The organism is Aulosira sp. FACHB-615, assembly GCF_014698045.1.
In the GTDB taxonomy this organism is placed as follows: Bacteria; Cyanobacteriota; Cyanobacteriia; order Cyanobacteriales; family Nostocaceae; genus Nostoc_B.
In genome coordinates, this window is record NZ_JACJSE010000022.1 from 41,856 (window position 1) to 55,514 (window position 13,659).

The 13,659-nt window shown below is 38.9% G+C and carries 14 protein-coding genes; 5 read left to right on the forward strand and 9 right to left on the reverse strand.

Going from position 1 to position 13,659, the window contains the following annotated elements:
* Nucleotides 1-354 precede the first annotated feature (354 nt).
* From H6G77_RS25735 to H6G77_RS25745, 3 genes are all read left to right on the forward strand, one after another.
* Nucleotides 355-819, forward strand: coding sequence for a DUF4079 domain-containing protein (locus tag H6G77_RS25735; RefSeq protein ID WP_190675042.1), 465 nt, complete (start codon nt 355-357; stop codon nt 817-819).
* Between the two features lie 230 nt (nt 820-1,049).
* Nucleotides 1,050-3,395, forward strand: coding sequence for a ComEC/Rec2 family competence protein (locus H6G77_RS25740; RefSeq protein WP_190873077.1), 2,346 nt, complete (start codon nt 1,050-1,052; stop codon nt 3,393-3,395).
* A gap of 644 nt (nt 3,396-4,039) precedes the next feature.
* Nucleotides 4,040-4,324, forward strand: a complete 285-nt coding sequence (locus tag H6G77_RS25745) for a hypothetical protein (RefSeq protein ID WP_190592417.1) — start codon at nt 4,040-4,042, stop codon at nt 4,322-4,324.
* Nucleotides 4,325-4,413: 89 nt separating this feature from the next.
* On the opposite strand, the gene H6G77_RS25750 is transcribed toward H6G77_RS25745, so the two are convergent.
* The 7 genes from H6G77_RS25750 to H6G77_RS25780 all read right to left on the reverse strand — a co-directional run bounded on the left by H6G77_RS25750 (nt 4,414) and on the right by H6G77_RS25780 (nt 10,598).
* Entirely contained in the window at nt 4,414-5,379 is a 966-nt protein-coding gene (locus H6G77_RS25750) for an ROK family protein (protein ID WP_190592418.1), read from the reverse strand.
* Nucleotides 5,380-5,451: 72 nt separating this feature from the next.
* Nucleotides 5,452-5,856 carry a hypothetical protein gene (locus H6G77_RS25755; RefSeq protein ID WP_190592419.1) on the reverse strand — a complete coding sequence of 135 codons (405 nt, stop codon included), beginning with the start codon at nt 5,854-5,856 and terminating at the stop codon, nt 5,452-5,454.
* Nucleotides 5,857-6,295: 439 nt separating this feature from the next.
* Nucleotides 6,296-6,622 (reverse strand): hypothetical protein, encoded by a 327-nt coding sequence (locus tag H6G77_RS25760; protein WP_190873078.1) that lies wholly within the window; start codon nt 6,620-6,622, stop codon nt 6,296-6,298.
* 147 nt (nt 6,623-6,769) lie between these two features.
* Nucleotides 6,770-7,852, reverse strand: coding sequence for a class I fructose-bisphosphate aldolase (locus H6G77_RS25765; protein WP_190592421.1), 1,083 nt, complete (start codon nt 7,850-7,852; stop codon nt 6,770-6,772).
* A 441-nt stretch (nt 7,853-8,293) separates the two neighbouring features.
* Nucleotides 8,294-8,623 carry a ribulose bisphosphate carboxylase small subunit gene (locus H6G77_RS25770; protein WP_190592422.1) on the reverse strand — a complete coding sequence of 110 codons (330 nt, stop codon included), beginning with the start codon at nt 8,621-8,623 and terminating at the stop codon, nt 8,294-8,296.
* Between the two features lie 45 nt (nt 8,624-8,668).
* Entirely contained in the window at nt 8,669-9,076 is a 408-nt protein-coding gene (rcbX, locus tag H6G77_RS25775) for a RuBisCO chaperone RbcX (protein ID WP_190592423.1), read from the reverse strand.
* 91 nt (nt 9,077-9,167) lie between these two features.
* Complete coding sequence (locus H6G77_RS25780; protein ID WP_190592424.1) at nt 9,168-10,598, reverse strand: form I ribulose bisphosphate carboxylase large subunit; 1,431 nt, start codon at nt 10,596-10,598, stop codon at nt 9,168-9,170.
* A 1,032-nt stretch (nt 10,599-11,630) separates the two neighbouring features.
* On the opposite strand from H6G77_RS25780, the gene H6G77_RS25785 reads away from it, so the two are divergent.
* The gene (locus tag H6G77_RS25785) at nt 11,631-11,873 is read left to right on the forward strand and encodes a type II toxin-antitoxin system Phd/YefM family antitoxin (RefSeq protein WP_190592425.1); all 243 of its coding nucleotides are present in this window, start codon (nt 11,631-11,633) and stop codon (nt 11,871-11,873) included.
* Nucleotides 11,870-12,133 carry a Txe/YoeB family addiction module toxin gene (locus H6G77_RS25790; RefSeq protein WP_190873079.1) on the forward strand — a complete coding sequence of 88 codons (264 nt, stop codon included), beginning with the start codon at nt 11,870-11,872 and terminating at the stop codon, nt 12,131-12,133. Before H6G77_RS25785 ends, H6G77_RS25790 begins: the two co-directional genes overlap by 4 nt.
* A gap of 194 nt (nt 12,134-12,327) precedes the next feature.
* Here the strand turns inward: H6G77_RS25790 and H6G77_RS25795 are convergent, their stop codons facing one another.
* Both H6G77_RS25795 and H6G77_RS25800 read right to left on the reverse strand, forming a co-directional pair.
* Nucleotides 12,328-12,792, reverse strand: a complete 465-nt coding sequence (locus H6G77_RS25795) for a hypothetical protein (RefSeq protein ID WP_190873080.1) — start codon at nt 12,790-12,792, stop codon at nt 12,328-12,330.
* A gap of 113 nt (nt 12,793-12,905) precedes the next feature.
* The gene (locus H6G77_RS25800; protein ID WP_190675038.1) at nt 12,906-13,649 is read right to left on the reverse strand and encodes a metallophosphoesterase; all 744 of its coding nucleotides are present in this window, start codon (nt 13,647-13,649) and stop codon (nt 12,906-12,908) included.
* Between the last annotated feature and the right edge of the window lie 10 nt (nt 13,650-13,659).

The window sequence follows — 13,659 nt, forward strand, 5'->3', positions numbered from 1 at the left end:
CTCCCCAAGGGAGAAGCTACGCGAACGCTCAATGCTCATTATGCTGGCTAAAAGAGGGTTGAGCGGAGCCGAAACCCGTTAATCGCAAGTTAGGTTTAATTTAGTTCTTCTACTTATATCAATATTGAGATTAGGCAAAAAAATGCCCAGATGCAGGGGATTGCTTACTTGAAAGAGTAGTTGGATTTACACACAAGCGCATAAATATAATGAAGCTTATCAAAAATTTCAAATGCAACGGAAGTTGAGATGAAGTACGATCGCCCTCTTCCTTGTAAAAATTAATTATTTTTTACAATACTTAAAAGTGTGATAAAAAAGTTACTGTAATCCTTAAAAAATGTTGAAGATATTATGATTAACGTCAGCGAAGCTCTAGAACCTCTTGCGGCTTGGTTTCGTTCTTTGGGAATACCCCAGCCGATTGTGGAATGGGGGCATCCTGTGATGATGGGAATTGTTGTGGTAGTGATGGGTAGCTATGTTGCATGGACTGGCTGGCGCGGGAGGCTGGCGCAGGATAAAGATGTGTCTTTTAACAACCGTATGGGGCATCGTCTCCTAGCACCTTGGATGTTTTTCTTTTTAGCGGCTGGTTATCCTGGTGGAGTTTTATCTTTAGTGATGCAGCGTCACCCAATTTTTGAGAGTCCCCATTTTTGGACAGGTTCACTTGTACTAATACTTTTATTAATTAATAGTTTACTGACGTTAGGTGGTTTTGGTGGTGATAAACCTGCTTTACGTACTACCCATGCCTATTTAGGTAGCGGAATTTTGGGGCTGTTGGTGATTCACGGTGTCTTGGGGTTGATTTAATACCTTGAGGACTAACGCACAATGATTGTCTGTTGAGAATGGGTATAAGGGTTTAGGTATTCAAAATCCTTACACTCTGTACCTTGATTTTTCACATCACTGCGTCAATTTTATTAGTTTAGATACACGAAGCCCGCAAATGCGGGCTTTGTTTGTATGAATCTAATAAACTATACTTCACCAACAGCATCAATTTTGAGTGCTGCCCAGTTGAGAGTTTGAATTGTCTTATGCTTCAGACGAGTGGTGTGATTATTTGCCTTGGTTATATTTTTGGGTTGTTGTTTACAGCTGTTCCTTGGGGTGGGGTATGGGTGTTAATTTTGGCGATAGTGGGGGCAGTTTTTTTGAGAAAGCGCAACACACCGCCCCAGCCCAAAGAAAGCATTGTCAGCAAAAGTAAAGCTACACCCAATATTTGGCAATCATTCCCTCATCCGCGAGCTTGGTTAGTTGCTGGTTTGGTAGGATTGTTAGCAACCTTTTATTTTCAATTGCGATCGCCACAACCCAGCGTCAAAGATATTAGTCAATTTGTACCCGCCGATAATGTGGCGAATCAAGAACAATTATTTATTGTGCGCGGTGAAGTAGAAACTAGTCCCCGGTTAACTCGCAGTCAACGGGGACAATTGTGGTTAGCAGCAACTCAGCTAGATGAAATTAAAAATGGCAATGGCCCAGCCAGTGTACCAAAAGGTGTTACAGGTAAATTGTATGTGACTTTACCACTGCTGCAAGCAACTGGCTTACATCCTGGGCAAGAAATTGCTGTCACAGGGATTTTATATAAACCAAAAGCCGCTTCTAACCCTGGTGCGTTTGACTTTCAAAAGTATCTCAAACAAGAAGGATCATTTGCTGGTTTGATTGGAAGGCAAATCAATATTGTCAATGATGAGAATACATGGGGATGGTGGCAAGTTCGAGAGCAAATTTTAAAATCATTTGTTGAAAGTTTAGGCATTCCCGCAGGAACGCTGGTGAGTGCAATGGTTTTGGGTAGTAAAGCTGTTGATTTGCCTTATGATATTCGGGATTTATTTGTCAAAGCTGGAATGGCTCATGCTTTGGCTGCATCTGGGTTTCAAACTTCGTTAATTTTGGGTGTAATTTTACAGCTAACAAAACGCACAAATAAGGCGATTCAATTTACACTCGGTTTTTTAGGTTTAATGATTTTTCTCGGTTTATCAGGGTTTCAACCTGCGGTATTACGAGCCGTAATTATGGGTAGTGCGGCATTAGTTGGGTTGTTATTAGATAGAAAAGTCAAACAGTTTGGTTCGCTTTTATTAGCCGCAACATTATTATTGTTATTTAATCCTTTGTGGATATGGGATTTAGGTTTTCAACTGAGTTTTTTAGCCACATTAGGATTAATTGTCACTGTCCCAGCAATCACAGAAAAATTGAATTGGCTACCACCTGCGATCGCATCTTTAATTGCTGTACCTTTAGCCGCCACAATTTGGACTTTACCTGTCCAACTTGCAGTATTTGGTGTAGTCCCGGCTTATAGTTTGTTGCTGAATATGATTACTACACCATTTATTTCCGTGATTAGTATTGGTGGGATTATGAGTGCGATCGCGGCATTAGCATCATCTAATCTTGGTAGTATTCTGGCTGGAGTCTTGCAATATCCTAGCGACTGGCTCATTCAGTTGGTAGAATTTTTTAGTAACTTGCCAGGAAACTCATTAGTCGTGGGGAGTATTTCAACTTGGCAAATGTTAGGCGTTTATGCTTTGATTCTTTTAGTTTGCTTAGTTAAATGGTGGCAAAAACGCTGGTGGTTTGCTGGGCTAATGATATTTGGTTTAGTACTCGTTCCCGCTTGGCATTCCGCAAATACATTATTTCGGATTACTGTGTTAGAAGCTGGTTCAGAACCAGTTGTTGTCATTCAAGATAAAGGCAATGTCACCTTAATTAACAGTGGTGATGAAGGTACTGGACGTTACACAATTGTACCATTTTTGCAACAGCAAGGCGTGAATAAAGTTGACTGGGCGATCGCTAGTGATTTTGATAATAACGATAATAATGCTTGGTTAGAAGTAGTACAAACCATTCCCATCAAAAATTTCTATAAATATGCTCTTAAGCCAGAGACTAACCCCACAAATCAAGAAATTCAACAAGCAATTCAAAAGCATCAAGGTATTTATCAAACTGTTGTTCCAGGACAACAAGTAGTTACAGGTTTAACAGTTGCCCAACTAATTAAAGAGAAATTACCTGTTTTATATTTGCAAATTCAAAATCAAACTTGGTTACTAGTAGGTGATGTAGAGCCTCAAGAAATAGAAAGATTAGCTAAATCTGGCAGTTTACCTAGTCCTCAAGTATTGTGGTGTACGCCGGAAGCTTTGAAAGATTTAATTAAATTATTTCAGCCAAAAATAGCTATTGCTACCTCTACTAACCTGGAGCCAAAAATTATGAATGAACTCAGTAAAAACACAACCCAAATTTTTCTCACTGGACGCGATGGTGCAATTCAATGGACACCGAATAATCAGTTTGAATCATTTATTCAAGAAACAGAAAATAAATCATCTGTTTTATAGACAAGAATTATGCTGAGTAATGAGTAGTAAGTAATACTACTCTTATACCAATTTAATATGAAGACGCATATAAAAATCAATTACCCCCCTTAATCCCCCCTTGGAAAGGGGGGAAATAAGACAATCTAGTTCCCTCCCCTTTATAAGGGGAGGGTTAGGGACTCACAAGTGTAGGTTTTTAACAGAGTGATGAGTAGCGACTCTAAAAATCACGATTTAATCAGAGTTTCATCACCCTCACACCCTTACACCCCTACACCCTAAATCAAGATTTTTGGGGCAGAACGTAAAAAACCTACACCTGTCAGAGGGTTAGGGAGGGGTAAAATACTGTGCAGATTTACATAAAATTGGTATTACGAGAATACCTAACGGCGAACCCGCAGGATAGGAAACAAAGTTATAAGCGTTTGAAAGAGTTATTGCGTAAGTCTTAACTCATTACTCATTACCCATTCTCATTACTTAAATAAATTAGCCTAGACTGGGTGTCTGGCATCACTGTAAACTCAATTTCTGCAAAGGTCTTAATTATTTCAATTTTTGCAGTATTTATGATGATGTTAAAAAAATGCAACAAAGTTATAAGAAAAATAGTGGCTATTCAAAATACATCCTAAACTAGTTGAAAAAATCTTAAGTATATGCAGAAGCACCGCTTAGGGAAAGTAGTGGTTTTCTTTGGCAACTTTCCCTTGACTATTCATGTACCCGCAGCACCACGGAATGAGCAGTTAAATTTTTTGCGCGATCGCATCATTTTTCATGCTAATAATCTTGTAGAACATGGATTATGGGAAGAACCACTGAGTGATCGTGAACTAGAAAGAATTATGGCAGATGTGGAAATTGAGCCAGTATTTTTTCCTCGGCTTTGTGATGTTGTAGCTTATCCTGGGCAGATATTGAGAAAATTATTCAGACATTAAAGAAAAATACAGAATCAAAAATTAATAGACATATTGCCAAAATTTTGATTTACAAGCTTTTCCTTGCGCTCATAGGTAAACCAAAAAATTCAATTCTGACTCCTGATTTCTAATTCTGCTAAAGCTACCGCACCCCAAAGTGGTGCATCATCACCCAAAGCCGCCGGAAGAATTTCAAAATCTATTTCTGGTAAGGCGGTTTCACGGGCTGTTTTCTCTACAGTATTCCACCAAAGTTCTCCTGCTTTGGTTACACTACCGCCTAAAATAAACCTTTGTGGGTTAATCAAATTCGCTACATTTCCAATACCCACACCCAAAGCCCAAGCGCCACCTTGCAAAATATTAATTGCCAACTCATCACCTTGCGCCACCGCGTCACTGATGATTTTGCCAGTGATTAAATCTAAATCGTCATTGACTAAGCTACGTAATTGTTTACCTGAAAAGTGATTTGCTGGTTTTAATAAATATTCTTTGGCATCTTGAGCCATATAAGGGCCTGATGCTAGTCTTTCTACACATCCTTGTTTACCACATAAACATACTGGCCCCGCAGGATTAACTACTATATGTCCAATTTCACCAGCCATACCTGCGTTACCACGCCAAGGTTTACCATTCAGTATCCAACCACCGCCTACACCAGTGCTGATGGTGATATAAAACAAGCTATCGTATTCTTGACCAGCACCAAAGCGATGTTCACCCAAAGCTGCAATATTAGCATCGTTATCTACACTAGCAGGTACACCAAATTCTTGTTCTAGCAAGTGTTTGAGAGGTAGATTTTCCCAGCCAGGGACATGATGCGAAAGTCGCACTGTGCCTGTAGTAAAGTCTACAGGGCCGCCAAAGCTAACACCAATAGCTGTGGGAGTTTCACCTTGGAGTAAATTATAGATGAGCGATCGCATAATTTCTAAATCAGTGGTAGCATTAGCACCTGTGGGTGAGAGACGACGTTCATAACGCAACCATTGACGCGAACCAAGTTGAGTTACGGCTGCGGCTAACTTAGTACCACCAAAATCAAGGGCTAGAATTAATGTCATTTGTTTGAATAAGCTAAATGCGATCGCTTATTCAGCTTACTAGGGATGCAAAATGACAATCAAGCACACAGCCTAGAAGATTTTTTGGCTGTAGATTTTATTAGGATACATATTTTCAAAATAAGTAATAGCAACTTCACCAAATACCTTCACAGCAGTCGCCCCAATTACAGGTTGCACAACTTGTCCAATACCAGGAACCCACCCTGCAATCATACCGCCCATCTCAAATAAAACTTGTCCACCACCCATTGCGATGATTGCAGCTGCTGTTGCGCCAGCGCCACTAGCAGGAATTAAATTCACACCATAAACTTGAGCAATTCTACTAACAACAGCCGCCTGTACACCAGCTAAACCAGCTTGAAACGTAACTACACCAATCATAAAAGTTCCACCAGCAATTCCAGCTGCTGCTCCCGCTCCCATCATTAACCAAAGTTCATCTCTAGCTTGGTCACGACAATATTTATTCATAGCAGAAATCTCGCTACCAAAAATTATTTCTTGTCTACTCAGGAAATTTCAGATTCATAACTGGGTAGATGCAGCGAGCAGCATTGGCTCTCAACATACTTTGCATTTCTAGGCTTTATAGGAAGGGATAGATAATACTAATTCTATAAGAAAATGCACTCAATAAACCCTGTAAAAAGTTTGTATACAACCTCTCTCTAAAAAACAATAAATTACATTTTGATTAAGAAATAGTATAGGAATCATATTTGATTTCTGAAAAACCAAATTGTCTAGAAACACATTTATGATATTATCTAAGGATACTGGCAATATCCATCTAGAGATATCATCAATCAGTAAATTTAGCTATTTTTGATACACTGAATAGGTTTATTTACAAATAATTAATTTTTAAAATAGAGATGTGAAAATTCACATCTCTATGTTTTGATTTGATTTAACGATTTTTTGTCTCTAAATCTCTCAGTCGCACTTCATTTTCCCGCTTACCAGTTCTGAGGGAATCTTCATAATTTCTGGTAGCTTGTGAATGTTGACGTTCTTTAGTAGCGTAATAAGGTTTACTAGGTTCATTTCTGCCTATTCTGCGGTCTTTAGCAGTGTAATAAGGCGGTGCTATTTCTACTTTATGATTTTTTGCAGAATAATAGCCATCAGCCAACACAGAATTACTTGGTAGGCTAATCAAAATCACCAAAGCAACGAGGATAAATACTGCTATTTTGCTAATTAACTGACGAAAAAAACTTTGAATTTTTAGCATGGAAGAATTTTCCTATGTCTGAAACAAATGCCTAAATGCTAAAAATACTAATTGCGATTAACGTCTTCCTCTAGGCTAATTATCTGTATATAAAAAGGAAGGTGATAAATATTCACCTTCCTTAATTAAGAATCTTATTGGTTAAATTTAGGCAATAGTTACATCTGGTGATAAATAAACATCTTGAATGGCGTGAAAGAGTTTCACACCTTCTTCAAATGGACGCTGAAAAGCTTTACGTCCAGAAATTAAGCCAGTACCGCCAGCCCGTTTATTAATCACAGCAGTACGTACTGCTTCCGCAAAATCATTTTTACCAGATGCGCCACCAGAATTAATTAAGCCTGCTCTGCCAGCATAGCAATTTAACACTTGATAACGAGTTAAATCTATGGGGTGATCAGTGGTTAAGTCTGTATAAATTCGCTCATTTGTTTTGCCGTAACTTTCACCTGTAGCTTTAGCAACTGCACCATAACCATTGTTATATTCAGGTAATTTCTGTTTGATAATATCGGCTTCAATGGTTACACCCAAATGATTTGCTTGTCCAGTTAAGTCAGCCGCCAGATGATAATCTTTATCTTGTTTGAAAGCATTATTACGCAGATAGCACCAAAGAATAGTCACCATACCCAATTCATGGGCGCGTTCAAATGCACGACTAATTTCTTGAATTTGTCTAGTTGATTGTTCGGAACCAAAGTAAATTGTTGCGCCTATAGCAACTGCACCTAAATTCCAAGCTTGTTCGACACTAGCAAATAAGACTTGATCAAATTGGTTGGGAAAGGTTAAGAGTTCGTTATGGTTAATTTTGACAATAAACGGAATTTTGTGGGCATATTTGCGTGAGACAATGCCTAATACTCCTAAAGTTGTGGCAACAGCATTACAACCACCGGCTATTGCTAATTTGACGATATTTTCTGGGTCAAAGTATATCGGGTTTGGCGCGAAAGATGCTCCAGCCGAGTGTTCAATGCCTTGGTCAACAGGTAAAATTGAAAGATAACCAGTATTTGCCAAACGACCTGTAGAATAAAGTTGTTGCAGATTCCGCAACACTTGAGGATTGCGATCGCTATTTAACCAAACTCGATCTACAAAGTCTGGCCCTGGTAAATGCAATAAATCTTGAGAAACTTTGGCTTTGTAGTTCAGCAGGTCTTCTGCTTCTTTACCTAACACTGACTCGATAGAACTAGCCTCTATCAATGTAGTAGTCATAGCACTTTCCTCAAACTTGAGAAAATAAGTTGGCCCTTACCCTAGCATTCTGACATTTTATCTCTCAGACAACCGAACTATTTCAGCAAAAACTTATTTTTGGAAGCTAGTATATGTTCTTTAGAGTTAATTTGAGTAATCGCCCTAGTACAAAAAGGCAAAAGTAAAAATAAAGAATAACGATACCACAAGCCTTTTAGCAATTCCAAATAGTCTGTTTATTTAAGCCGACCTGTACTAGTGCCAAATATTTTTCAGTATTTTTTGCTATTACTGCTGTCAGTTGTGCCGCTTTTATCTTTTTAGAGAAATTGTACACAACAAACAGCATAGTTGAATGTGATGTATTAGCCAAAAAAAAGAGAGGTTGTTATTTTACCTCTCTTTTTTAAATTTCATCGACTCAGGTATCAGGACTTTTATCCTTTACCTGTAACTTTTTCAATATCTGTTGGGTTTGTGAACAATGAAGCTGAGGACTTGGCACTGCTTGATGTTGTCGAAACCTACAACACGGATGTAGTGAGTAGGATATTGAGAACGACAAGCTTGAACTTCGCCTAATACTTCGCGGGTGGTTTTAGCACCGAACAAAGGCAGCTTCCACAGTGTCCAGTAGAACTCTGTGGGTTCAGAAACTTCGTTAAATTCAATTGCTGGAATGTAGCCTTGGCTCAGAATGTACTGAACTTGTTTTTCAATTTGAGCATCGCTGAGGGGGGGAAGATAAGAAAGGGTTTCGTAGCGGCGCTCTTTTGGTAGGGTTTGCATAACTGGTGATAACTGTTTGCTATTTTGTGACGGCTTGGAAATTTCCTAACTGGCTAAGTTATCCCAGTCAGGATCGGAAAAACTCTGTTGTTCTGATTCAGGACTGGGGTTAGATAAACTCAGCTGCGTGATGCGTTCTAAGTGCTGGCGGCGTTGTTCTGTATTAGCTTGCTGAATACCAGTCCGAACCATTTCTGGTAAGAACTCAACAACTTCTTCGGCAATGTGTTCTCTGACTGTCATTATCCGCAAAGCTAAATCTGGCTTTTCTTGGAAAAGTTGTTTAATGTAAGCTTCTCCATCCTGGACTTTTCCTGCGGAAAAGTTATGTAACCAAATTGCCAATGGTGGATTCGTTTCGCCTAGCTGTGCCAGTACAGTCCTTAGCGCCTGATAAGTCAGGTAGCTTTGGAGCGTTCTGGCTGTATCTTTCGCAATTTGCTTGAGATTCATGCTTGACCCAGCCCAAATTTAAGTTAAAAGTAAAAAGTAATAAGTAAAAAGATTTCTTTTACCTTTTAACTTTTTACCTTTTACTTGATGATCAGACGGTATCAACTGCCTCAAACTCGAACTTGATTTCTTTCCACAGTTCGCAAGCCGCAGCCAATTCAGGAGACCACTTAGCGGCTTCACGGATGATATCGTTACCTTCACGAGCCAAGTTGCGGCCTTCGTTACGAGCTTGGACTACTGCTTCTAACGCTACACGGTTAGCAGTAGCACCAGGAGCATTACCCCAAGGGTGTCCAAGTGTACCACCACCGAATTGTAGTACGGAGTCATCACCAAAGATTTCAACCAACGCGGGCATGTGCCATACGTGGATACCACCGGAAGCAACTGCCAATACACCAGGTAGAGAAGCCCAATCTTGGGTAAAGTAGATACCGCGAGACTTGTCTTGCTCAACGTAGTTTTCCCGCAACAGGTCAACGAAGCCCATTGTAATACCACGTTCACCTTCCAATTTACCTACAACTGTACCGGTGTGGATGTGGTCACCACCAGATAAACGTAGGGCTTTAGCTAATACACGGAAGTGGATACCGTGGTTCTTTTGACGGTCGATTACTGCGTGCATCGCGCGGTGGATGTGCAGGAGAACGCCGTTGTCACGACACCAACGAGCCAAGGTGGTGTTAGCGGTGAAACCTGCTGTTAGGTAGTCGTGCATGATGATGGGCTGATTGAGTTCTTTAGCGTATTCAGCCCGCTTCAGCATTTCTTCACAGGTAGGAGCAGTCACGTTGAGGTAGTGACCTTTGATTTCGCCGGTTTCTGCTTGTGCTTTGCTGATAGCATCAGACACGAACAAGAAGCGATCGCGCCATCTTTGGAATGGTGCAGAGTTGATGTTTTCGTCGTCTTTGGTGAAGTCCAAACCACCGCGCAAACACTCGTATACAGCGCGTCCGTAGTTCTTAGCAGACAAACCTAGTTTGGGCTTAATTGTACAACCCAACAAAGGACGACCGTATTTGTTTAATTTGTCACGCTCAACTTGGATACCGTGAGGAGGCCCTTGGAAGGTTTTAATGTAAGCAACAGGAAAGCGAAGGTCTTCTAAACGCAATGCCCGCAAAGCTTTAAAACCAAATACGTTACCTACAATTGAGGTTAAAACGTTGGTGATGGAGCCTTCTTCAAAGAGATCCAGAGGATAGGCAATGTAGGCAATAAACTGGTTGTCTTCGCCAGGAACTGGTTCGATATCGTAGCAACGACCTTTGTAACGATCTAGATCGGTTAATAAGTCTGTCCATACGGTTGTCCAAGTACCAGTAGAAGACTCAGCCGCTACAGCCGCAGCTGCTTCTTCAAAGGGAACTCCAGGCTGGGGTGTAACACGGAACGCCGCCAGAAGATCCGTATCTTTAGGTGTGTAATCAGGTGTGTAATAAGTTAGTCTGTAATCTTGAACCCCGGCTTTATACCCAGCTTTTGACTGAGTCTTCGTTTGAGCGTAAGACATATCTATCCTTCCAAGATGTCACTCTTTTTACTTATCAAATCACGTTTTGTGCAACTTCCTCTCACCATTTTTTCACCCCCATCACTAGAGGAGAAAGTTAGGCACAATTTGTTGTTAGAGGTCGTCTTCGCCAAAGGGTAGCAGTGCTTCTTTAATTAACACTTGGTTTCTCACCAGTGCTGTTCATGCTCAGGAGTGTATATCCTGGCGCTTGCGCCCTCGTTGGATGAAAAAATTTCTTTTATCTATTCTTCTTGACTCGCTAAACCTTTGTAGCCTCAGTAAAAACTCTCTAATTTGCAGAAAGTAAGAGGTTATTCTCGTTTACATCCGTTTAATTATGGAAATGCGCGTTCTCGCTTACATTTCCGCACCCGCACTCCTGCTGTGTTTCCAATTTGTAGAAAACAAACCAGAAGAGACTTTGCGGGATACTGATTTAGTCGAGTAGTCAGCGAAAGACAAAATTGCACACAACGTAATTTGTAACTTGTCTCACAATATATCAATAAATTGCATAAGTTATTCTTTGAAAGTTCTTAACTTATTTATTTAATTTTTTTATTACATAAAGTTTTAAACATTTTGTTAAAAATAGTTTACAAAAATGTACAAAGGTGTAAGGCATTAAGCTTGGCAAAATCACGACTACTGATATCCTAAAAAAATCAAAGATTAAGTATTGACAGATGTTTTATTTTCTGCATGTGTGGGAATCTTAACTAACAAAGGATTGTGGGTTAAGGTGTATGGAATGGAAAGATTCGTCGAGTGTTGCATTGACTCAAAGGCATTGTCTACTATCTTTCAGGACTTACGTACAAAGATTATCTGTAGAGATTAAGTGAAAGGGTGAAAGGATTTGAGATGTAAGGATTTTGAATCAGTACACCCCTATACCCTCGCCAAAACCCTTGATTGTTCGTTGATTTATTCAATAAGTCGGTGATCTAGTTGTGTGATGGTTTTGCGGTAGGCGATCGCTGTTTGTAGATAAAATAAAATAAAGTGATTTTCAAAGAAAACATCATCATGTCTTCGCTTCCTGTCAACGAAGCTCAAAAACAGTTGCAACAGCTAATCGACCAAGTTGCAGAACAAGGTAAACCTGTAATTATTCAAGGCGATCGCGGTAATGCTATTCTGCTGTCAGAACAGGATTGGTCTGCAATTCAAGAAACTCTCTACTTGTTATCTGTTCCTGGAATGCGAGAATCTATCAAAGAAGGACTAGCAACTCCTATTCAAGAATGCAATGAGGAATTGAATTGGTGAGTTGGCGTTTAGTTTACACAAAGCAAGCACAAAAAGATGCAAAAAAATTAGCCGCTAGTAACTTGAAAGAACAAGCTGAGGAATTACTCGCCATTCTTGAACAAAACCCTTGGCAAAATCCTCCACCTTATGAAAAGTTAGTTGGCGACTTAATAGGTGCTTATTCTCGCAGGATAAATATACAGCATAGATTAGTATATGAAATCATTGAATCTGAGCAAGTAGTCAAAATAATTCGGATGTGGACACATTATGAGTAAATAGAAAGTCTGGGTTCTATTTGTTCGTAAAGCGATCGCTCTCATCAACAAGAAAGATACGATGGTTTTGCGGTAGGCGATCGCTGTTTTTAGATAGAATAAAATAAAGGTGTAGCTTGGGTGGAATGAAATGGAACCCAACATTATTAAGACCTTGTTGGGTTACGCCATCGCTTCACCCAACCTACCATTTCTTAATTTTGGGATTTGTATTCTTCATAAATTCTCACAGCTGCTTCTAGATATTGAACCAGTAAATGATAATCAGAGATATGAGATAATACTAATTCAACAGCCGCAGTAGTTTCCATTCTGCCAAGATGCTCTTCTTCATTTTTAAAGGCTTCGATAGACCACCACAATCGAGCTATAGCAGTTTGTATTTCTTCCCTTTCAGGCAGGTACCATATTTCTTGACCAACTTCATAACACTGTAAAGAAGTTAAGAAATTAACTTCTTCAATTGCTTGCTGAACATATTTATCAAGCTTGGATAATTTATCAGATTTTATATCTACTGAATATATTTTTATACATTCCATCCCCCATTTGATTGCTAAACTATAATGATATTTTTGTAATTCTTGAACAATTGGATAAGCCCAAAGTATTTTTTTCTGCGCTATGGTTTGTTTTACATCTTCTATGATTTGTTTCATGATTAAACCGAAGGAATAAATAAATTAAACTTACCTTGAAAAGATAAAATACCAATCAAGAAAAGTGAAAAAGGCTTTTAAACACCAAAATAAGCAATTAAATTCTAAAGTTATTAAATATCTATTGACAATTCAGGATTAAAGTAGTTATTTGGTTCATCTGGATAACCACGGGGATTGCAAATAATTCGAGTCTGTCCAATTTGATAATCTAGTGAATGGTGAATGTGACCATGAATCCAGAATAATGCTTGAGATTCAGCAACTAAATCATCTAGATTTGAAGCATAAGCGGCACTTAAAATATCTTCTTTATATTCAAAAGATATAGATTTTATACTAGGAGCATGATGGCTAATAATTACAGTTTTACCAGATAAACTAGGTAATGTATTTTTTAACCAGTTCACTGACTTTTTACAAATTATGGCTGTATCAATACTTCTTAATCTTGAATATTGTGGACTTACTCTAATTTTTTTGTAATCATTCATGACATAATTAGCTTCGGCTCCTGCAATACGTGGCTCACCAAATAATTTAAAGTCAGTCCACAAACTACAACCTAGAAAATTTACATCTTCAATAGTAACTAAATCATTTTCCAGAACATTAACATTAGTCCCTAACGAATAATCTTTGAGTTTTTCAACAAGCCTTGGATATGCACTACCATAGTATTCATGATTTCCTAATACATATATAGCTGGTTTATTAGGAATGTTTTCAATTGCCCATTTAATTCCTCTTTCTCGTAAATTAATATCTCCAGCTAAGACAACAATATCAGCATCTATATCAGGAATATTAAAGGGCTGAAATTCCAGATGTAAATCACTTAAGACATGAATTTTCATGAGAATTATA

What these genes read in the sequence shown, in the direction of transcription:
- H6G77_RS25795 (WP_190873080.1), bottom strand. Translation starts at nt 12,792, where the DNA reads ATGAAACAAATCATAGAAGATGTAAAACAAACCATAGCGCAGAAAAAA.
- H6G77_RS25770 (WP_190592422.1), bottom strand. Translation starts at nt 8,623, where the DNA reads ATGCAAACCCTACCAAAAGAGCGCCGCTACGAAACCCTTTCTTATCTT.
- H6G77_RS25735 (WP_190675042.1), top strand. Translation starts at nt 355, where the DNA reads ATGATTAACGTCAGCGAAGCTCTAGAACCTCTTGCGGCTTGGTTTCGT.
- H6G77_RS25755 (WP_190592419.1), bottom strand. Translation starts at nt 5,856, where the DNA reads ATGAATAAATATTGTCGTGACCAAGCTAGAGATGAACTTTGGTTAATG.
- H6G77_RS25745 (WP_190592417.1), top strand. Translation starts at nt 4,040, where the DNA reads ATGCAGAAGCACCGCTTAGGGAAAGTAGTGGTTTTCTTTGGCAACTTT.
- rcbX (WP_190592423.1), bottom strand. Translation starts at nt 9,076, where the DNA reads ATGAATCTCAAGCAAATTGCGAAAGATACAGCCAGAACGCTCCAAAGC.
- H6G77_RS25740 (WP_190873077.1), top strand. Translation starts at nt 1,050, where the DNA reads ATGCTTCAGACGAGTGGTGTGATTATTTGCCTTGGTTATATTTTTGGG.
- H6G77_RS25780 (WP_190592424.1), bottom strand. Translation starts at nt 10,598, where the DNA reads ATGTCTTACGCTCAAACGAAGACTCAGTCAAAAGCTGGGTATAAAGCC.
- H6G77_RS25750 (WP_190592418.1), bottom strand. Translation starts at nt 5,379, where the DNA reads ATGACATTAATTCTAGCCCTTGATTTTGGTGGTACTAAGTTAGCCGCA.
- H6G77_RS25785 (WP_190592425.1), top strand. Translation starts at nt 11,631, where the DNA reads ATGTCTTCGCTTCCTGTCAACGAAGCTCAAAAACAGTTGCAACAGCTA.
- H6G77_RS25765 (WP_190592421.1), bottom strand. Translation starts at nt 7,852, where the DNA reads ATGACTACTACATTGATAGAGGCTAGTTCTATCGAGTCAGTGTTAGGT.
- H6G77_RS25760 (WP_190873078.1), bottom strand. Translation starts at nt 6,622, where the DNA reads ATGCTAAAAATTCAAAGTTTTTTTCGTCAGTTAATTAGCAAAATAGCA.
- H6G77_RS25800 (WP_190675038.1), bottom strand. Translation starts at nt 13,649, where the DNA reads ATGAAAATTCATGTCTTAAGTGATTTACATCTGGAATTTCAGCCCTTT.